Annotated in this window: 18 protein-coding genes; 7 read left to right on the top strand and 11 right to left on the bottom strand. The window is 59.8% G+C overall.

Annotation, left to right across the window (positions count from 1 at the left end; genetic code table 11):
- Nucleotides 1–31: 31 nt before the first annotated feature.
- The 3 genes from M0D69_RS07160 to M0D69_RS07170 all read right to left on the bottom strand — a co-directional run bounded on the left by M0D69_RS07160 (nt 32) and on the right by M0D69_RS07170 (nt 2,998).
- Nucleotides 32–871 (bottom strand): SOS response-associated peptidase family protein, encoded by an 840-nt coding sequence (locus tag M0D69_RS07160; protein ID WP_301781368.1) that lies wholly within the window; start codon nt 869–871, stop codon nt 32–34.
- A 779-nt stretch (nt 872–1,650) separates the two neighbouring features.
- Nucleotides 1,651–2,613 carry a tyrosine-type recombinase/integrase gene (locus M0D69_RS07165; RefSeq protein ID WP_301781369.1) on the bottom strand — a complete coding sequence of 321 codons (963 nt, stop codon included), beginning with the start codon at nt 2,611–2,613 and terminating at the stop codon, nt 1,651–1,653.
- On the bottom strand, nt 2,606–2,998 hold the full coding sequence (locus tag M0D69_RS07170) for a hypothetical protein (protein ID WP_301781370.1): 393 nt from the start codon (nt 2,996–2,998) through the stop codon (nt 2,606–2,608). The genes M0D69_RS07165 and M0D69_RS07170 overlap by 8 nt, the downstream gene beginning before the upstream one ends.
- A gap of 337 nt (nt 2,999–3,335) precedes the next feature.
- Here M0D69_RS07170 and M0D69_RS07175 point away from each other — a divergent pair, with 337 nt between their 5' ends.
- The 4 genes from M0D69_RS07175 to M0D69_RS07190 all read left to right on the top strand — a co-directional run bounded on the left by M0D69_RS07175 (nt 3,336) and on the right by M0D69_RS07190 (nt 5,070).
- A complete protein-coding gene (locus M0D69_RS07175; RefSeq protein WP_301781371.1) occupies nt 3,336–3,806 on the top strand; it encodes an excisionase family DNA-binding protein in 471 nt (156 codons plus the stop codon).
- 77 nt (nt 3,807–3,883) lie between these two features.
- A complete protein-coding gene (locus tag M0D69_RS07180; protein ID WP_301781372.1) occupies nt 3,884–4,369 on the top strand; it encodes a PIN domain-containing protein in 486 nt (161 codons plus the stop codon).
- Between the two features lie 106 nt (nt 4,370–4,475).
- A complete protein-coding gene (locus M0D69_RS07185; RefSeq protein ID WP_301781373.1) occupies nt 4,476–4,868 on the top strand; it encodes a hypothetical protein in 393 nt (130 codons plus the stop codon).
- Nucleotides 4,869–4,875: 7 nt separating this feature from the next.
- Nucleotides 4,876–5,070, top strand: a complete 195-nt coding sequence (locus M0D69_RS07190) for a hypothetical protein (protein WP_301781374.1) — start codon at nt 4,876–4,878, stop codon at nt 5,068–5,070.
- Nucleotides 5,071–5,166: 96 nt separating this feature from the next.
- Here the strand turns inward: M0D69_RS07190 and pepE are convergent, their stop codons facing one another.
- The 4 genes from pepE to M0D69_RS07210 all read right to left on the bottom strand — a co-directional run bounded on the left by pepE (nt 5,167) and on the right by M0D69_RS07210 (nt 8,856).
- Complete coding sequence (pepE, locus tag M0D69_RS07195; protein WP_301781375.1) at nt 5,167–5,922, bottom strand: dipeptidase PepE; 756 nt, start codon at nt 5,920–5,922, stop codon at nt 5,167–5,169.
- A 57-nt stretch (nt 5,923–5,979) separates the two neighbouring features.
- Nucleotides 5,980–6,453, bottom strand: a complete 474-nt coding sequence (locus M0D69_RS07200; protein ID WP_301781376.1) for a DUF2214 family protein — start codon at nt 6,451–6,453, stop codon at nt 5,980–5,982.
- Between the two features lie 189 nt (nt 6,454–6,642).
- Nucleotides 6,643–7,467 (bottom strand): hypothetical protein, encoded by an 825-nt coding sequence (locus M0D69_RS07205; RefSeq protein WP_301781377.1) that lies wholly within the window; start codon nt 7,465–7,467, stop codon nt 6,643–6,645.
- 324 nt (nt 7,468–7,791) lie between these two features.
- On the bottom strand, nt 7,792–8,856 hold the full coding sequence (locus M0D69_RS07210; protein WP_047844713.1) for a glycosyltransferase family 4 protein: 1,065 nt from the start codon (nt 8,854–8,856) through the stop codon (nt 7,792–7,794).
- Nucleotides 8,857–9,759: 903 nt separating this feature from the next.
- Between M0D69_RS07210 and M0D69_RS07215 the strand changes: the two genes are divergently transcribed.
- Nucleotides 9,760–11,598: an ABC transporter ATP-binding protein gene (locus M0D69_RS07215; RefSeq protein ID WP_301781378.1), complete on the top strand. Its 1,839-nt coding sequence runs from the start codon at nt 9,760–9,762 to the stop codon at nt 11,596–11,598.
- Nucleotides 11,599–11,677: 79 nt separating this feature from the next.
- Here M0D69_RS07215 and otsA read toward each other — a convergent pair whose 3' ends face one another.
- Nucleotides 11,678–13,057 (bottom strand): alpha,alpha-trehalose-phosphate synthase (UDP-forming), encoded by a 1,380-nt coding sequence (gene otsA, locus M0D69_RS07220; protein ID WP_301781379.1) that lies wholly within the window; start codon nt 13,055–13,057, stop codon nt 11,678–11,680.
- The gene (gene otsB, locus M0D69_RS07225; RefSeq protein WP_301781380.1) at nt 13,054–13,815 is read right to left on the bottom strand and encodes a trehalose-phosphatase; all 762 of its coding nucleotides are present in this window, start codon (nt 13,813–13,815) and stop codon (nt 13,054–13,056) included. The genes otsA and otsB overlap by 4 nt, the downstream gene beginning before the upstream one ends.
- 332 nt (nt 13,816–14,147) lie before the next feature.
- Between otsB and M0D69_RS07230 the strand changes: the two genes are divergently transcribed.
- Nucleotides 14,148–14,777, top strand: coding sequence for an SCO family protein (locus tag M0D69_RS07230; protein ID WP_301781381.1), 630 nt, complete (start codon nt 14,148–14,150; stop codon nt 14,775–14,777).
- A 31-nt stretch (nt 14,778–14,808) separates the two neighbouring features.
- Here M0D69_RS07230 and M0D69_RS07235 read toward each other — a convergent pair whose 3' ends face one another.
- Complete coding sequence (locus M0D69_RS07235) at nt 14,809–15,297, bottom strand: GNAT family N-acetyltransferase (RefSeq protein WP_301781382.1); 489 nt, start codon at nt 15,295–15,297, stop codon at nt 14,809–14,811.
- A 305-nt stretch (nt 15,298–15,602) separates the two neighbouring features.
- On the opposite strand from M0D69_RS07235, the gene M0D69_RS07240 reads away from it, so the two are divergent.
- Nucleotides 15,603–16,367: a phosphatase PAP2 family protein gene (locus M0D69_RS07240; RefSeq protein ID WP_301781383.1), complete on the top strand. Its 765-nt coding sequence runs from the start codon at nt 15,603–15,605 to the stop codon at nt 16,365–16,367.
- A gap of 447 nt (nt 16,368–16,814) precedes the next feature.
- On the opposite strand, the gene M0D69_RS07245 is transcribed toward M0D69_RS07240, so the two are convergent.
- Nucleotides 16,815–18,497, bottom strand: a complete 1,683-nt coding sequence (locus tag M0D69_RS07245; RefSeq protein ID WP_301781384.1) for a hypothetical protein — start codon at nt 18,495–18,497, stop codon at nt 16,815–16,817.
- Nucleotides 18,498–19,233 lie beyond the last annotated feature (736 nt).

The raw sequence follows: 19,233 nt of genomic DNA on the forward strand, positions 1-19,233 counted from the left end.
CGACTTACGATGACCTAACAGTTAGTAGTATTCAGAAGCAGCGGTCGTGGCCGGCAAGCGCTATTTCCTCCGGCGGGTCATCCGTAACGGCCGCGAACGACAGTAGGTCAGGCTCGCCTTTCCCCTGCCAGTGCGACCACAGGCACGCAATCAGCATCTCCTGGGCCGGGTTGGGCCTGAACTCCAACACCACGTTTTCATCTTTCTCCCCCTCAAGCGGCACGCGGTTTTCGAGTCGGAATCGACTGACGTTTTCGTAGAACGCTGTTACCAGCATCAGGCCATGCGTATAACCGAAAAGCCCCTTCCAGAAGCCCTCCAAGTTGTCCCGCCGCGCGTTGTAGGTTCCGGGGTATTTCACGTCGTAGATCGCGGGCTTACCTGCCGGCCGACATTGATAGCGCATAGGCTTGATTACGCGCCGACCGTTCTCCATGACCATGACGGGCGCGTATTGACCAGGAAATATCCGCGAGTCACGGTCCGCTAGTTCGGTTCGCCGTAGGTCATCGAGGCGGCGCAGCGTGCCGTCGATTTTGCCCGTAGCGATCCGTTTGCTCTCGAAGGCCGCCTTTGTGGTTTTGGTCTGGAGGATGCGTTCCGCATCAGCGAGCCGGGTGCGCTGTTTGAACAGTTCCTGTTCGAGATTCGTCATCTGAGCTGCGTCATACCGCTCAATCAGCTCCTTGATGCGACGCTCCTCATCCGTTTCCGGATTGACGAAGGGCGCATCCATGCCCTTGGGAACCTTCGCGCCGCTACCCTCGACGCGCTCCCAGTACAGCCGGGCGAACTCCCTAATATCCATGTCAGGACCGAACATCTTCACGTACTTGCGGTAGTCCGCCACGATCTGCGCCGAATAGCACATAGTGCGACCTCTCCTTTAGAATCGTCATCGCATGATGGAACGTTCCGCAGCCTGTTGTCACTCCGATATCTACCGGATGGCTGGGCGACACCACCAGTTTTGAGCGAACGCGATAGAACCAATCAACTCCAAACCAGAAAGAACAAAGCCGCCGTGCCCCATGTGGGAAAGCCTGCAGTCGTAGAGCGCGGGCAAGAGTTGCTCCCGCCCGTCGCCGGCGGCGCTCGCTCTCGCGACATCTGAATATCGCCCTAGTGCGTCCGAGTTTTCGTGAGCGACGATCGCCTCCGCGCGAACGGATTCGGCCGAACGAATTTGAGACTGTTCGAGCGCTTTGCCGTGAAAACGCATGGCGACGACTTGAAGATACATGACAAGGCGACCACTGTATAAACGTACAGTGTAACGCTCCCGCGAGCGGCGACGAGGCTCGCGTTTGTCACTTGTCCAGTATTGCGGAATGCGGGGCAGCGTGACCGCATGACGCGGGCGGCTTGGCCCTACGTCAGCACGCCGGATCAGGGATCTGCGAAATTCTGTGTTACAGCCCCAAGGCTATGCGGCGAACAAGAAACTTAATAAGATGCGTCGTCCTTTGCAGCGGCGCTGTCTCTCAGCCACACTCCTCCCGCTCCATGCGGGAGTTTTTTCAGGCAAACGCCGTCCAGTCGAGCCTCTCAATGCACGTGGCAACCAGCCACGAACCACCGATGCCACCTCACGTGACAAGAAAGCGTTGTGACCAGGATGCGCCAGCAACTCACGAGTAGTCGCATCCGCTACACACGGATCCGCTCGACCTCGTCGAGGCTAATGTCATCTCGGCGCCGATCATAAAGCTGCGTCGTGCGCGTCGACGCGTGGTTCGCCATTGCCGCGGCATTCTCAAGCGTGCCGCCGTTTTTCAGATAGGCGGTGATGCCGGTCGCGCGAAACGTATGGTTGCAGATCTTCGTGGCTATGCCAGCGGCGATCGCTCGACGTCGCACCATCGCATAGGCGTTGGCCTGCGGCAGCGGCGAGTCACTCAACTGCCCGGTGCCACGCTGGATCGTGCGAAACAGTGGCCCTTTAGGATTGCCGCCAATCGCGGTGCCGTCGAGGTACGCGTGCAGATACGCGTCAAGCGTGTGGTGACACGGCATTTCATGACGCTTGCCGCCTTTTTCGCGCAGGCGTACCCATAGCCGCCGGTTTTGCACGTACACGTCTTCCACCCGCATCGTGACGGCCGCGCCGATTCGCGCAAACGAAAACACCATCAAGCCAATCAACGCCCGATCCCGCAACCCGATCGGCGTCGCGACATTGATACTGTCGAGCAGTTGCCGCGCTTCGAGTGCATCGAGCACCGGCGTCTTGCCTTGGCGCGCGCTATGACTTGGGCCTCGCACCGAGGCGGCTGGGTTGTGTGGCAAGACCTGGCCGGTCACCAGCCAGTCAAAAAGGTGACGAATGGCGGCCAGGCGCTGCTTGACTGTCGGCGCCGACATCGTCTGCGTCTGCAGTTCGACCCACGTGGCGACGTGGAGTGGCTGCACGGCCGTGATCGAGATCACGCCGGCCTGCGCACACCAGGTCAGAAACTCGCCCACCGCGTGCGCATACGCGCGCCGTGTGTTCGGATTGCGAATGCTCGACGCGAAGAACTCAAGAAACCGGATGCCAGCCCACTCGCCGGCATTGATCACCAAGGTGGGCAGTGGAGAGGATGAGCGAACCGCAAGCGCGGCCTCAGACATGATCGGTCGCGGGCTTTTCATGCCGTTCTGTGACTGCCATCGTCAGGTTTAGAAGCCCGTACAGTTCGCCCGCACTGGTCGCCTCAACTTCAACGTCGCCCATTGTCAGGCGCAATGTGCGCCCGGCTCGACCCTGCAGCCAGGCGCCGGTCGCCGCGGTGAGCGTGGACCCGGCGACCGGGGTGAACGGGACCATGAACTCCCCAACGAAGCCATCACCCCCATCCGCGTGGTCAGTCGTGAAGGTGACCGCACCAATCTTGCCACCCTCGGCACGGGCGAGGCTATAGAACTGCCGCAGCTCGGCCTGGTATCCCGGACTGAAGGACGCCTCATCGTCGGGCGCGCGCACCAGGGTCAAACGCAGGGTGTCCGGGGTCGGCATGGCGGTTCCTGATATATGTGATAAAGGCCATTATCACACATAGAAATATGGGCTTATGATCGGGTGCGAATTTCTTCCCGGCACTGGGCTGCCGGTTTTCTGTTCAAAACTGGCGCCTAGCAGCCTGAGAAGACTGGGCGGCCCTTGTCGAGCCATTTGTCTGGTTTTGCGATACATTAGTCTTGCACTTATTGCACTTATTGCACTTATTGCACTTATTGCACTTATTGCACTTATTGCACTTAATTCGTTTGCCAGCTACGCTTGCTTCCGCCTGCGCGGAAGCAAGCGTAGCTGGTGAGCTGGGCACAAATCTGTGTGAGACAAAGGAAAAGACATGCGAACCCTCGACCGAATCCGCGAGGTAACCCCGCCTCCGCTGAATGCACGTGAGCTCGAGATGGCTCGCGTCGCACAGCGCTGCATCATGGAGGCCCTAGATCATTCCCGGGCTGCGTCGATCACCCTCACGACTGACGAGGGTGAACAGCCGCAGGTTGAAGTCCCCCCCGCAGCGCTAAAACTCATTGGCCAGCTGCTCGGTGCAATGAGCGAAGGTCGATCGATCACTGTCATGCCGGCAAACCGGGAATTCACCACGGTAGAGGCAGCCCATTTTCTTAACGTGTCGCGGCCGTTCGTCGTCAAGGAAATCGAAGAGGGCCGATTGAAGCATCGCCTGGTGGGTACCCACCGACGGATCGCCTTTGACGACCTGGTGACGTACGCAAACAAGATGCGCGAGAAACAGGCTGGCGCCCTTGAGCGCATGGCTGACAATGCTCGTGAATTGGGATTGGACTACTGAGATGGCTGGCAACGCAACGTTACACAGCCCTGCTGGACGCGTGCGTCCTCTATCCGATCGCGATGACCGATTCGTTGATGAGTCTGGCTACCGCCGGACTCTTTGCTGCGAAATGGTCGACAAAGATTGAGCAGGAATGGATCGCTGCGCTCGAAGAGCGACGACCAGAGCTGAAAGACAAGCCCGAGTTTCGACGGGACTGCATGCGCGAAGCGGTGCCGGACTGGGAGGTCCCGGAGGTTGCCTGGGCGCCCCTCGTTTCGGGTTACGAACTTCCGGACCCGGACGACCGGCATGTTCTCGCGGCCGCCGTTGCCGGACACGCTGACTGCATCGTGACCGCGAACCTTCGTGACTTTCCGCCCGAAATCGTCAATGCGTACGGTATCGTGGTAGTCGATCCCGACCGGTTCATTCTCAACCAGTGGGATCTGGACCCGCTTGTTGCCATGGCTGCCTTCAAGCGCATGCGCGCGCTGGAAGAATCCGGAGGCCACCCCGGAGAATTTCGCCCGGGCGCTCGAGCAGGGTGGTCTACCTGCCACTGCCCAGCGAATACGTGACGCAGCGGATCTGATCTAAGGCACGCCCGGTGGCCTGCGGTACCGATCCGGGAAAACGCATTAAAGCTGACGTATGCTCAATGTTCAGACCCCTCGAAGGAGTCCCATGGTGTACGACACCAACATCGACCAGCTGCTGCGTGCCCTGGACGGAAGCCGTCCGGCCGCCGGAACCCTGAACGGGCTGCTCTCCCTGGACTCGGTACTGACGCCTCCGTATCCCCAGAATTTTGGCCTAGGCACGTCCATTGCGTCATTAAATGTGCTCGGTACGCTCCCGGCCTACCGGCCGATCAACTGGATCGCGGTGCGGCAACGCTTTGAGCAGTTTCATCGCAACCTCGCTCTGACGCAGATGCAGTGGCTGGACGGTATCAACAAACGAGCCAACGTGGTGAGCTGCCTTAACCGCGCGTATTACGGCACCTCCTCAAACACCGACAACAGCTTTTACGTCGGCTCGTGGAGCAAGGACACGGCTATGCCGGCCGCCCCGTGATGTCGACGTGTACTTTCTGCTGCCGGACGAGCTCTACTACCGCTTTCAGGCCTACACGTGGAACCGGCAGTCGGCGCTCCTGCAGGAAGTGAAAGCCCGGCTAGCGCAGACCTATCCGAACACCGACATGAGCGGTGACGAATTGCTTGAGGGCCATTTTCTTTTGTGCACGCAGCAAGCCATGCCGGCCGCCAGCGATTAGACGTCGTGATGCAGGGCGTCTTTGAAAACGTGCGGGCGCCGCCTTCGCGCGGCGAATGCCTCAAGGATGATCACGTGGCAGGCGGAACTTAAGCGCTCAGCACGCGAACGCGGGCCAACCACTCATATCGGCTGGACCTGTAATGCGGGAGAGCGCGAAGGTCTCGTTTTCACGCAAGGTCTCCGCGCGCCCATCGCCGAGAAAGTGCAAGGCATGACGCTCGCCGAGCACCGTGCCGTGCGTACCGTCCGAATACAAAGCCGACCCCTCGGGCAACGCGAAGACCTGTTCCGGTGCGTTGATCGCGAGAAACTCCGCAAGCCGCTCCTCGCGGCTTTCGCCGTTATGGCCGACCGGCTTACCGCCGATGAAATGCGGATTCACCTGGAACGGAACCAGTCCGAGCGCGCGCAGCGTCGGCGGCTGGACGACGGGCATGTCATTAGTGGTACGGATCGTCGGGCACGCTACATTGCTACCAGCACTCCACCCAAGGTAAGGCGTACCCGCTATCACCCGGGCGCGAATCGCATCGACAATACCGGCGTCGTACAGTCGCTTGAGCAGCGCGAACGTGTTGCCGCCTCCGATTGCTATGGCGTCGGCCTGCTCTATTGCCGCAAGCGGGTTGTCGCTGCGATGAATCGATTCGAGCGGATAACCGAGGCGATCGAATACCGGCTTGACGAGGTCTTCGTAGCTATCGAAGCTAAGCGTGACGGCCGCGAACGGCACGAACAGCACCTTGCGCGGCTCATGTTTCAGCAGCGCGTGAATCTGCTCGTCGGCATGTTCAAGATACCCGAGTCGGTCCTTGCGCGAACTGCTCATCAAAAGAATGCGTTGTGTCATGGCGTACGCCTCTTGGTGGTCGAAAGACCGGTCAAGCCAAAACTGCAAATACGCGACCTACCCCGCCCAGATCCCCCGCGCCATTCCCGTCGCGGCGATCACCATCACGATGATCAAGCCTGCCTCCGCGTCGCTCATCACTGCATATTTCCGCGCTTTTCCAAGATCGATCGCTCCGCCGCGTCCGAGCGCGGCGCGCCATCGGATCAGGGCCATCATCGGGGCGATTTCGATCAGCAGGATCACGACAAGCGCCGTCATCTTCAAGTGAAACAGCGGTTCGTGCAGATAATAAGCACCGCCCTTTTCGAACCCGCCAAACGCGCGCATCACCCCGGTCACGAGCAGGACCAGCGCGGCGAGTCCCCACATGGCATCGGTGCGAAAAACGTGTTTGAGGCGCGCGGCATTGGCGCTCAGGGAACTCGCCGGATCGAGTTGGCGCAGCGCCCGCGCCCGGCCGAATACCGATGCAAACGCAAATCCGAACGCCAGCAAATGAATGGCCGCGAGACACCATCGAGCAAGCATGCGCCCTCCTTTGTGCAAAGAAAGTTCGACGATACCAACTGAGTCGCCCGAATCGGGCGCGACTGACAACCTTGGGTTCTATCGACACGTCACCCGTGCCAATTCGACGTCCGAGCAACGGATACCGGCGATTACGCCGCCTCGAAACCAGCCGCGACAAGGCGACGCCTCACCTCAAGCGCCGGTGTTTTAACTCTGACGCAACGACGCGTCGAGCGCCCGCGCGGTCTTGCGGTCGCCTTCGCTCGCCAGTGCGGCCCGAAACACGATTTTGCGATTATGTCCGGCGGCAGCGGGAGAATCCCACAGCAGTTCCATCTTGGCGCGCGCGCCTAACCCGAACACGGACAACCCGCGCTTTTTCGGCACGACAGCGGCGGCGCTTTGCAAACCATCCGAGCCGTCGGACCCGGTGGATTCCCGCACCGCATCAGGCCATTTCACCGATAACTCCCGCGCATCGTACTGACCGAGCTTGCGGCTTTCGGCCCAGACGACGGCGGTACGCGTGGTGGGATCGATGGAAATGGCATAGCGGCCGATAGCAAACCGGCGCGCCGCGATATTCGTGCGCCACAACGCACGCGGCCGGCAGATCCACAGCACCACGCCATACAGCGCGGGCGCGACGAGCAGCCAGCCATTGGTTTCGGCGAGCGCGTGCATGGCGTTTTTCCAGCCGGCGGTCCAGGTGAAGAACCCGACCGACCACACCGCGAACACGAAACTCAGCAGCGCAAGCAGCCGCAAGGCTTGCCGCAGCCATTGCGGCAACGGATGCAGCGGCCGTTCCGCGCGGGCGCGGGCGCCGGGGAGAAACAGCAGCAGGAACAAGAGTACGAGCGTAACGCAGGCCCACGGCGATGAAGTCATCGCCCGGATTGAAGAGAGGTAGCCCATTTGCGACATCGAGAACATCCAGCGCGCGGCCAGCACGAGTCCGATCGCCCGCAGCGCGAATACGGTGCCCGCACCCGGTGCCGGGCTCGCGCTACTCTGCTTCGCTCTCGCCAAAACTTCGCTCCTGTTCACGACTGTCCTTGTTCGCGCGGTAAGTTCCTCCCGTCGCGCGATGCGATTTTCAAGAGACTTCCACACCCATCCATACATTCGCTCCGATGCTGCACTGCATCTCACGAGGCCCGCACATTATAGGGAGAATGTCGAAAACGGCATTGGCATCGCATGCTCAACCCGACGATAACGTCGCAAGCTTGGCCCCGCAGTGTGTCAAAACAACAACGCCCCGTGCGCCTGACGGCGCACGGGGCGTTGTTCTGCTAGTTCAGCAAGCTCGACTTCGGGCGACGCTCTCGCGAGCGTCGTCGACCATCAAGATCAGCCGGCGTTGACTTCGCGAAGGACGGTGCGGCGCTTGGCGCGCAGCAGTTCTTCATACGTCTGGACATAACGCGCGGCCATGACCTTCGACGAAAAGCGCGTTTCGAACGCCTGGCGCACCTTGGCGCGCGGCAGCGTGTCGAGGCGCTTCACCGCGGCGATCGCGCTCAGTTCGTCTTCCACGACAAAACCCGACACGCCGTTTTCGATCACTTCCGGCACCGATCCGCGATTGAACGCGATCACAGGCGTACCGCAAGCCATGGCTTCGATCATCACCAGGCCAAACGGCTCCGGCCAGTCGATCGGGAACAGCAGCGCGTGGGCGTTGCCGAGGAATTCGGTCTTTTGCTGCTCGTTGATCTCGCCGATGTACTCAACGTGCGGCAGCGCGAACAACGGCTTGATCTGCTCTTCGTAATAAGCGCGGTCGGCGTTGTCGATCTTCGCCGCGATCTTGATCTTCATGCCCGCTGCGCCGGCAATACGGATCGCCCGGTCGACGCGCTTTTCCGGCGAAATCCGGCCGAGGAACGCGAGGTAACCCGGTTCGACATTCGGGATCGGCTTGAGCAGGTTTTCCGGCAGGCCGTGATAAACGGTCGCGAGCCAGTTGGCTTGCGGCAACGGCTGGCGCTGGTTGTCGGAGATCGACACGACCGGCGCTTCGTTGAAGGTGCTGAAGATCGGCTGCAGTTCCGGCAGGTCGAGACGGCCGTGCATGGTCGTCAGGAACGGCACCGGCTGGCGCGAGAACAGCGAGAACGGGTAATAGTCGATGTGAAAGTGCAGCACGTCGAATTCATCGGCGCGGCGGCGCACTTCTTCCAGCAACAGCATGTGGGGCGCCATCGTGTCGCGGATGGTCGGGTCGAGGCGCAACGCTTGCGGCCAGAAGGCTTCGAGCTTCGCCGACGTTTGCGAATCACCGCTCGCGAACAACGTGACGTCGTGACCGGCCTCAACCAGCGCTTCGGTCAGATAGGACACCACGCGCTCCGTGCCGCCGTAGAACTTCGGGGGAACGGCTTCGTGAAGAGGCGCGATTTGAGCGATTCGCATGTCGGAAACTCCTAAATATGTCAGGCAAAATTGATGCGCTTGGCATCGGTCGTTAATCAAGCGAATCGCCCTACCCGGGTTCGGCACGGTGCTGGTGTCTCCAGCGTAATGGCCGATAGCACGAGAAAAAAATCGCGATGCTTCGCTGTTTGCTTGGGTGTTGCGGGTTTTGCTAGTGCTGCAGGTGTCGGGCGTCTGTTTCAGAGCGTGATCAGGCAGAGCAAGATCGATTCCATCTCGTAAATGCAGCGCACCCAGCCATAAACGCACAACCTACCGACCCGTTGACCGGAACCTACAAGAACCTGTCAAAAAGCCTAAGGGGAAACCCGCGTGAAGTATCGCGGTTTTTACAAGACTTCCAAGCTTACATTTCAACTTATTTATCTTGTTACATCGTCGATACACTTTGCAAGCCCTTGTTTATCAAGGCTGTTCTACATTGAGCGAACGGGTCGCAGCCGTGCTGCAAGGACGAAAACGCTGCGATTCCATCTGGATCCGGCTGCGCCGCAGTGTCCCGTCCGGCATCCGGAATCGCCGCCAACGCCGCTTTATCGGCAGCGGGACCGCGACGTGCTCTCACCCCGCATAGGGCGTAATTCCCTGCTCACGTCGAGGTACCGCGAACAGCACCGGGTGAACCGCGTGCGGATCGAACAAGGTGCACGACGCGTCTCCAGAGGGCGCTGGCTGGCCCCTTCAGACGACGCACTTTTGCGGAATTTGAGCCCCGCCTGATGGATCTGCACCACGGAAAGCATTTTGCGAGGCGATTTGGCTCGCTACACTCGCTACAATTCAACAATCGGTGCTGCACGCCATCGCCTCGCCCGGGCCAGCCGCGCATGCGGCCACGGCGAAGCATCGCGCTCAACCGCTCTACTTGACCGAAAACGACCATTGGAACAACTCACTGTCTCTCAGCGTAACGTGCACAACGCGAAGCTAGCGAGCTATGCGCATCGCCCGCTTGCGTTCCTGTTTCGTTACATCCGCCGTCATCCGGTCGCTCACTCCATCGTGCTGGCCAGCGTGCTGGCTGCCGTCGGTTGCGCGCTCGCCTCGCAGTACGCCATCAAGCATCTGATTGACGTGCTCGGCCAAGGCCGCGGCCACCCCGGCCCGCTCTGGTCCGCCTTCATGATCCTGGTCGGCCTGATCGCTGCCGACAACATGCTGTGGCGAGTCGGCGGCTGGGTCGGCGCGCACACGTTCGTCGCGGTAACGGGCGATTTGCGGCGCGACCTGTTTTCGTATCTCAGCGGCCATTCGCCCACCTACTTCTCCGAGAAACAGCCTGGCATGCTCGCGAGCCGGATCACGGCGACATCGAATGCGATCTATACCTCCGAGAACACCATGGCGTGGAACGTGTTGCCGCCGTGCATCGCGGTGATCGGTGCGATCGTGATGATCGTGGCCGTCAATCCGCTGATGGCCGCGGGCCTGATGCTCGCCTCCGCCATCCTCGCGTTCGTGCTGTACCGGCTCGCCGGCCGCGGCTCGGCGCGGCACCATACGTTTGCATCGAAGGCGGCTTCGGTCGACGGCGAACTGGTCGACGTGATCGGCAACATGGCGCTCGTGCGTGCATTCGGTATGACGTTTCGCGAGCAAAAGCGCTTCGGCTCGACGGTCAAGGCCGAAATGGTCGCGCGTCAGCAGAGCTTGCTGTATCTCGAGAAACTGCGGCTGTTCCACGCAGTCGTGACCGCGATCCTGTCGGCTGGGCTGCTCGGCTGGGCGTTGTGGCTGTGGTCGAAGGGACAGGCGACTTCCGGCGATATCGTGCTGGTCAGCTCGCTGGGTTTCACGATTCTCCACGGCACGCGCGATCTCGCCGTCGCGCTCGTGGATGTGACGCAGCACGTCGCGCGACTGGCGGAAGCCGTGCAGACCCTGCTCGAACCGCACGGCATGCCGGATCGCTCGGACGCGACCGAGCTCGTGCCGCAAGGCGGTCGCGTGGACTTCGAAGAAGTCACGTTCGCGTATCCGCGCCGCCGGCCGATCCTCGATAAATTCAACCTGCATATCGAACCGGGTCAGCGTGTCGGGCTGATTGGCAAGTCGGGCGCGGGGAAATCCACCGTGCTCGCGCTGCTGCAGCGCTTCTACGAGCCGCAGGGCGGCGCGATCAAGGTCGATGGACAAGATATCTCGCTGATCACGCAAGACAGTCTGCGGATGTCGATTGCGCTCGTGCCGCAGGACATTTCGCTGTTCCACCGGACTGTCTACGAGAACATTGCGTACGGCCGGCCGGACGCATCGCGCGAAGAAGTGATCGCCGCCGCCCGCGAGGCGCGGTGCACGGACTTCATCGAAGCGATGCCGGAAGGGTTCGATACCATCGTCGGCGATCGCGGCGTGAAGTTGTCGGGCGGGCAGCGCCAGCGAATTGCCATCGCGCGCGCAATTCTGAAGAACGCGCCGATCCTGCTGCTCGACGAAGCCACGTCGGCGCTGGACAGCGCGTCGGAAGAAGCCATCCAGCAAGCGCTCGACCGGCTGATGGTCGGCCGCACGGTGATCGCGATTGCGCACCGGTTGTCGACGCTGCAGGGCTTCGACCGGATTATCGTGATGAGCGCAGGCAAGGTGATCGACGACGGTTCGCCGGATCAGTTGCGCAACCGGCCGGGGTTGTATCGCGAGCTGCTGTCGAAGCAACACGGCAAGTTGCCGCCCACGACCATGCCCTCGCAACAAGTCGCCGCGAAGGCTGAATCAACGTAACGTTGCTTCATCGCTGCTCGCTTCAAGCTGGAAAGCCGCTTCAGGTTCGTCAGACTTAAGTCAGACCTAAGCGGCTTTTTTACGCCTGCAGATCGCGCATGAAGTTGTCGCGCCAGACGGACACGTTGTTTTCGCGAAGTTGCGCGAACATCTCCGCGTGCCGGGCCTGACGCTCGTTCAGCGGCATCGCGAGCGCCGCGGCGAGCGCGTCCGCCATGCCGGCGATATCGAGCGGATTCACGATCAGCGCACCGTTCAGTTCCTGCGCCGCGCCGGCGAATTGCGATAAAACCAGCACGCCGGGATCGTCGGGATCTTGCGCCGCGACGTATTCCTTCGCCACCAGATTCATGCCGTCGCGCAACGGCGTGACAAACCCCACATGCGACGCGTGGAACAGCGCGGCGAGCACCGGCCGCTCGTATTGCCGATGGATATAGCGGATCGGCGTCCAGTCGAGTTCCGCATACCGCCCGTTGATGCGCCCGGATTCCGCTTCGAGCTGCAGCCGGATGTCGCGATACGTGTCCATATCGGCGCGTGTAGGCGGCGCGATCTGCACGAACGAGACGTTGTTGCGCTGCGCCGGCTGGTGCTCCAGCAGCTTTTCGAACGCGCGGAAGCGCTCGACCAGACCCTTCGAATAATCCAGCCGGTCGACGCTCATGATCAGCTTGCGATCACGCAGCGTCGTCTTGACCGTTTGCACTTCGCGCCCGCTTTCACCGTCTTTGGCGAGAGACGCGATCTCGTCCGGATAAACGCCGATCGGATAAGCTCCCGCCCGCAGCGTCTTGCCGAAAGCGTTCACCACATTCGGCTTGCCCGCGGTACGCACGACCGAGCCATTCGCCTCCGTCTCGATGTAATCACAAAACGCGCGCAGATCGGGCGCGGTCTGGAAACCGAGCAGATCGAAGGAGCACAGCGCTTCGGCCAGCACGCGATGACGCGGCACGCTCAGCAGAACCTGCGCTGCCGGAAACGGAATGTGCAGGAAAAAGCCAATGCGGTTCGTCACGCCTTCATCGCGCAATGCCTGAGCAAACGGGATCAGGTGATAGTCGTGGACCCAGATGACGTCATCGGCTTTCAGCAGCGGCGCGAGTTGCTTCGCGAGCCAGCGGTTCACGCGGCAATAACCGTCGAATTCGTCACGGTCGAACTGGATCAGATCCGGCCGATAGTGGAACGCAGGCCACAACGTGGCGTTGGAAAACCCGCGGTAATACTGGTCGTAATCGCGTTGCGCCAGGCCGATGGTCGCGAACGTCACGCGGCCGCGCTCCTCCAGCGTGATGCTCTCCGGCGGCTCCGCCACCACGTCGCCGCTCCAGCCGAACCACATGCCGCCGGTTTCCTTGAGCGCGTCGTAGACGCCCACGGCCAGGCCGCCCGCCGCTGGGCCGCCTTCGGAAATCGGCGCAACCCGGTTCGAAACAATGATCAGCCGACTCACGAATGTGTCCCTGTAAAACCTTCAATTCCTGCAATACGCTGCAGCCAGTTGAGCAACTCGCCCACCGATTCGACGCGCGCATGCGCGAGCGTATCGCCGGCGCCAACCTTGATCGAGACCCCGTTGCGCTCGTTCGCAACCGCGAAGCCCTTTTCATCTGTCAAATCGTCGCCGATAAACACCGGCCTGCGGCCCGCGAATGGAGGTTCATCGAGGAAAGCGAGCACCGCGCGGCCTTTATCGACGTCCTTCGGCTTGATCTCGTAGACCATCTTGCCGGGCTGCAGCACGTAGGCGGCGGCGTATTGAGCGACGAGTTTTTCGGTCGCCTCGCGCGCCGCCGCGCCGCGTTCCGGCGCATTGCGGTAATGCAGCGCGAGCGCCGCGCCCTTGATCTCGAGGAGCATGCCGGGATTAGCCTTCATCACGCCTTCGAGCACATGTTCCATGCGCAGCAGGCGCTCGTCGTTGAAACCCACACGCTGGACATCCGCGTTCGAATCGCGCCGCTCCGCGCCGTGCAAACCGGCCACGGGCAGATCGGGCATCGACAGGAACGAATCGATGCTGTCAATTCCGCGTCCCGACACGATCGCCACCGCGCCATTGGTCGCGCGACGCAACGCGCTCAGGATGGCCGGCACGATCGGTTGCACGACCACGCCGTCGGGCGTGGGCGCAAGTTCGACGAGCGTGCCGTCGAAATCGAAGAAAAAAGCGGTCGTGGCAAGCGGAAAATTATCTGGGAGGTTTTGCATCTATATCTGCCTTTCAGCCGGAGAAAGACCGGAAAAGTGTGCGCATGTTACCGCGCTTTGTAACCCCGTCTGGTAAAGCGGCGTTGAGGGCTTACACGCAAAGAGTGCGTCCGATGCTACGCACCACGCAGCTTTCGAACCCGCCTCTATCGCCTTTCAGCCTTGTCTGGTGGCCCTGTGGCATAACGCCTCGGCCACGTGCCAGCGCCCGTGTACGCCCGGCGTAAGCTTCTATTCTGAGATAGAGTCGGCACCCGGATGGCTTCGTGGACGCGCTGTTTGATCGATCACCCATCCGCCTTGATGCACCCTACCCTCATCCGAGTTGCAAAATGTCTTCCTGGTTCAGTTTTCAACGCAAGGGCTGCTTTGCCGCACTGCTCACCGCGTGGCTCCTGAGCGCCGGCCTTGCCGCGTGCTCACACCCTGACACCACGCCCTGGAAGCTGACCGATGTCAGCGGCCATCTGCCCGACCTGGACTTCAATCTCACCGACGATACCGGCAAACCCGTCACCGGCCAGTCGTTCGCGGGCCGGACGACGCTGGTTTATTTCGGCTACACGCATTGCCCGGATGTGTGCCCGGAGACCATGGCGCGGCTGATGCAAGTTTTGCAGCAACTCGGGCCCGACGCAAAAAACACGCGCATTGCGTTCATTACCGTCGATCCCGCCCGCGACACGCCGGCCGTGCTGCATGACTACGTGCGTGCGTTCGACGCACAGCACGCCGTCGGCCTGACTGGCACGGATGGGGCGATTGAAGGCATTGCGAAGCGGTATCGCGTGGCTTACCAGATGGAGAAACGCGATCCATCCGGCGCGTACGACGTCACGCACAGTTCCGCGGTCTATATCTTCGATGGCCACGGCCACGCGCGCCTGCTCGCCACCGAAAGCGATTCCATCGATACGATTACACACGACGTGCGCCGCGTGATCGAATTGCCTGCTTCCTGAAGTCATCTAGAAACGGTATAGCGCTGCACTTTTACGTGCGGCGCATCCAGATGTGCGGAATGTCGTCTTCCACGTGGACATCGGAAATTGGCTCGAAACGGAAGCCGGCGTAGAAACGCTGCAATCGTGCTTGAGCGTGCAGACGTATCGGCTGGCCGGGCCATTGTTCATGGATGAAACCCAGCGTGCGTTCGAGCATCACCTGGCCCAATCCGATCCCGCGGAAACCGGCCGTTGTCAGCACGCGACCGATGCGGATATCGGAACCTTCTTCGCCGTCAGCCGGGTTCGGCAGCAGGACTCGCAGATAACCAGCGAGTGCAGGCCGTGCATCGGCTGAATGGCGATAGACGAGCAAATGCCACGCATCGGGGTCCTGTCCGTCGACATCGCCGTACACGCATTTCTGCTCCACCACGAACACTTCGCTGCGCGCGGCGAGCATGGCGTAGACGTCGAGTGCGCTCAGGGCGTCGAAGGATTTCCAGCGCCAGTCGAATTCGGAAAATAGCTCGGGCATGGTTGGATCGGGTAGAGGTTTTTAGTGCGGGATGGTGTGCGAATATAGCCCGCTAGCCGGATCGCAAATTAGCAATTATGCCGTTCAGACAGCGCCAGGCCACAGCCCTTGTAACATGGGATTGAACAAGCCGCGGACAAAGAAAAAGCCCTGACAAGTGAACTGGACCCGTTATTTTGTATACGTCTCGTGCTTACGTCCGGGGTGACATACTTGGCGCACCCGCGGTTCAGAAAAAGCGCGCGCCAGCGTCAGCTTTCGCTAACAGCCATTTTTATAGCGATAGATCTAAGAGGAGATGCGAAATGGACAGTTTCGATACAGCAATTCAAACTTTTCTGACGCACTTCGCTTTTGGCTCCGACTTGCTTAACCACGCGATAAGGGTAATCGCGGACCTATATACATCGAAGGGCTTGGTGCTCATACCCGTTTTGTGGTGGATATGGTTCAAACCCAGTCAGCGTGGTGAATGGGAGCGTGAAATGGTCATCGCAACGATTGCGAGCGGCCTTCTGTCACTCGCAATCGGCAGGCTTCTCGCCCATTACTTACCATTCCGGGGGCGACCAATCTATAACCCCGAACTGCACCTGCACTTTCCATCAGCCGGTGCGCCCGAGGCGGTGCTGCGAACCTGGAGTTCCTTTCCGAGCGACCACGCGATGCTGTGGATGGCGGTCGCGACAGGAATTTTTCTCGTCTGGCGCCGCGTGGGCGTGCTCGCGCTTTTGTACACCACGATCTTCATATGCATGCCGCGCGTTTATCTCGGCTTGCACTATCCGACCGACGTGCTCGGGGGGGCTGCGATCGGAATTGTCCTCACATATGTGATGTCACGGGACTCCGTCAGAACGCGTTTTGCAGTGCCGATCCTGGGATGGATTCACAGATTTCCCGGGCCTTGTTATACCTTCGCGTTTCTCTTATGTTTTGAACTAGTAACCCAGTTTGACGAAATACGATTGATCGAGCAGTCGGTTTCAAAAGCACTACCATTGCACGGGACCGCATCTACCGGCCTGGAACTCGCTGGTGTCAATGTCCGACGCGGGCAAGAATGGTGAACCAGGATTATTCATGTCGATGATGGTCGTTATCTGGCGTTCGTCCGTCGATTCTCAACGATCAAGGCGGCTGTGTCGAACGTCTCAAAATGGCCCGACCCGGTCCGATGTCGAACTTGTGAAGTCGACCCTGAAGGGACACTCGATTTTGCGGAAAGCGGCCGTTCAGTATGGTAGGTGGTGACCCTATCTAATCTGTTAATTTCGTGCCGGAACCCGAGCCAGTCTCCCTAGACATCTCAGTTGCTCAAAAATCCCAACCCGGCTCAGAACGATTGGCCGACATCCTTGGATCACGGTCAGTGTCTTCTGGATAGAGGTGTCGGATCTATCTCGGTACAGTCCCTTGCAGAGCGCAATTCACAGCGCTACCTTCGATACCCGGTGACAAGGTAGCGCTGTTGGTTCATACGCTCTTGGCGGTCGACGCCTGGTGCCGCGCAAACATCATGTACCGCTCGTCGGCTGCTGCTCGCGATGTGCGGTGAGCGTCGAACATCCGCTGCCCGCAGGCGCAGACGGGGTGCCCGGAACGCCATCCAGATTCACGCCGACGACGCGATAGCACGGCGTCGACTGTCCGGTCGTATCGACCCAGCCGCCTCCTGCATCGGTCGTGCAGTTCTGGCACGGCGTCGTCCAGCTACCGTTCGCCTGCAGCATCTGCACCGAGTAAGTGGGGGAACCTGCTGCACCTTCAAATTCGACATGTCCGCCGTCGGTGGATGTAATCACCGGCGCTCCCACGAGTTCGTGCGAAGGCGCAGCGCTAAATCCATTCAGTGTGTAACCGTGTTGGCGCAGCATTTGTGCTCGCTGAGCCATGTCTGCGGCGGTGTTGGAAAGCGTGGTGATGCCCGTGTAATACAGTGCCCACCAGTTGCCGTCTTCGGTCGATTCGCAATTGGGTTGGCATCCTTCATTGGCCGGGATCGGCAACCAGCCGTGTCCGCTTGCATGCGATATCAATGCCCAGAAATTGTCGCCCGCAATATTGGAATCGGAAGCGATGCCATCCAAAAATGTCTGCAGGGCCGCAGTGGTCTGGTAATCGGTCTGGTCCCATCCGTATTCAATCATGGCGTAAGCCTTGCCGGCGGCAACAACTTGCGCAGCTATCGTATGAACCTGAGGTGTATCGCCAGTAACCTTCGCGTTCGCCGCTGAAGGCGTCCAGTGCGGATACCATTCGTTAGCAAAAATATCGACATTGGACGCACTGAGTACAAGCGATGCCGGAGTGGCTGCTCCGTTCTGGCTGATGTCGATAAACAGCTGCTTGTTGTTGATGGATTTGAAATAAGTCGATACGTTGTTCAACCACGCCGTCATTTGTGCGTCGGATACCGCGGGAGGGACGACCACACCGGAGGGTGTGAAAGTTATGGCACTAAGGTCGAGATTGAGATTATTGCCATCCACCCATCCGAGGAAGGTTGGATCATCCTTATATGCAAGCCCTGTCAGCGGATTGACGTGGGTCAGTATCGCCCGCATATGTTGCTTGTAATCACCTATCAAATTCGGATCGGTTAGAAATGCCGCCGCGCAACTGGAACTGGATATGTTGCGCCACGTGCAATACCAATTGTAGGACTCACCTAATCCAGTCCCGCCCGCGTCGCCATCGAACTCGCCGATCAGCTTTATTCCATACTTACGCGCCTCGGCAACCACCATATCCATGTGCGCGAACGCGGCATCGTTGAACACGCCTTGAGCCGGTTCAATACACAGCGGACATCCAACCGTATCGCCGAGTGTCTGCGCACGGATCACGGTTGCGCCCATTTCATGCGCGGTCGCGAGCGCATCGTCGACCTCGTATTGCGTCGGATAGCTATAGCTCCCAACAGGTATCGACGTCGACGATGCGGGCCCATAGTTCTTCAACCCCAGATACTCAACGTTCGCGCCCGCAAACCGGAAATGCTGTCCTGCGACCAACAATTGCGAGCCTTGCCGCGTCACGAATGAGTTCGCGTACTGCGCAACGCTCACGCCAGGCACATTCGATCGTTGAGCGGCTGTGCCGGCTGTATTGGCAGGGGACGAATCCGAAGATGAGCCACCGCACGCAGCAAGCAAGACGAGAATCGCTCCGGCTCCCACGTACTTGATTGCTCGCACCGGGCTTCTCATCATAGATTTAAGCGCAATCGTTGACATAATGTGCTCCTCCAAAACTACTGTCGATTATTTAATTAGTACTACTTTATGTACTAGAAATTTAATATCATATCCGACCAGTAGGCCGGCGAGTTCACCTGTTCCACGTTGTCGGTGCCTAGACTGGAAGGGAAATTTCCTGTCGACGCCCGGGACTTCGAATCCAGGTCACCACCGCAAGGAGCGCCCCAACGCATAGCGTCAACGACACGCCGATAGAGGGTCCCTTAATAGAGATGCGCTGACAACAGGTAGTTTCACCAATTTTTATTATGTTTAGCTAAACAGAAGCTTGATTACCTGCTAATTTGATTCCTGATATTGAGCATGCCCACGACCCCCGGACCAGCATTTACAGCTCCCGGGTGGACAGCGACAAGCATCCCCATTCCTGTCTCCAGAACGTCTGACACCGGTCGAGCGTCGCCCCGGCCCGCTTCGCCGCCGCAAAAGCGATTTTCAGTGCCCCCGCCGGATGGTCCGACAGAAGGTGGTCGAATGGCGTGCGCTCCGGACAACGACCCCACGACTGGTCCAGTAGCGCTTTTCGTTCATCACATGCTCTGAAAAACGCTTCGTAATGTACTTCGCCAGACAACCCGAGAGTTTGTGCCGAGGACCCTTCTACTCGAACGGATTGAAAATCATCTAGGTAGTAATGTTGAATGGCTGAAACTGGCCGAGGCTGTGTGAGAAC

The organism is Caballeronia sp. SEWSISQ10-4 2 (assembly GCF_030464885.1).
GTDB lineage: Bacteria > Pseudomonadota > Gammaproteobacteria > Burkholderiales > Burkholderiaceae > Caballeronia.

Bases quoted from the DNA above. Each gene is read 5' to 3' on its own strand.
- M0D69_RS07160 (WP_301781368.1), bottom strand. From the start codon at position 871: ATGTGCTATTCGGCGCAGATCGTGGCGGACTACCGCAAGTACGTGAAG.
- M0D69_RS07165 (WP_301781369.1), bottom strand. From the start codon at position 2,613: ATGTCTGAGGCCGCGCTTGCGGTTCGCTCATCCTCTCCACTGCCCACC.
- M0D69_RS07170 (WP_301781370.1), bottom strand. From the start codon at position 2,998: ATGCCGACCCCGGACACCCTGCGTTTGACCCTGGTGCGCGCGCCCGAC.
- M0D69_RS07175 (WP_301781371.1), top strand. From the start codon at position 3,336: ATGCGAACCCTCGACCGAATCCGCGAGGTAACCCCGCCTCCGCTGAAT.
- M0D69_RS07180 (WP_301781372.1), top strand. From the start codon at position 3,884: ATGAGTCTGGCTACCGCCGGACTCTTTGCTGCGAAATGGTCGACAAAG.
- M0D69_RS07185 (WP_301781373.1), top strand. From the start codon at position 4,476: ATGGTGTACGACACCAACATCGACCAGCTGCTGCGTGCCCTGGACGGA.
- pepE (WP_301781375.1), bottom strand. From the start codon at position 5,922: ATGACACAACGCATTCTTTTGATGAGCAGTTCGCGCAAGGACCGACTC.
- M0D69_RS07200 (WP_301781376.1), bottom strand. From the start codon at position 6,453: ATGCTTGCTCGATGGTGTCTCGCGGCCATTCATTTGCTGGCGTTCGGA.
- M0D69_RS07210 (WP_047844713.1), bottom strand. From the start codon at position 8,856: ATGCGAATCGCTCAAATCGCGCCTCTTCACGAAGCCGTTCCCCCGAAG.
- otsB (WP_301781380.1), bottom strand. From the start codon at position 13,815: ATGCAAAACCTCCCAGATAATTTTCCGCTTGCCACGACCGCTTTTTTC.
- M0D69_RS07230 (WP_301781381.1), top strand. From the start codon at position 14,148: ATGTCTTCCTGGTTCAGTTTTCAACGCAAGGGCTGCTTTGCCGCACTG.
- M0D69_RS07235 (WP_301781382.1), bottom strand. From the start codon at position 15,297: ATGCCCGAGCTATTTTCCGAATTCGACTGGCGCTGGAAATCCTTCGAC.
- M0D69_RS07240 (WP_301781383.1), top strand. From the start codon at position 15,603: ATGGACAGTTTCGATACAGCAATTCAAACTTTTCTGACGCACTTCGCT.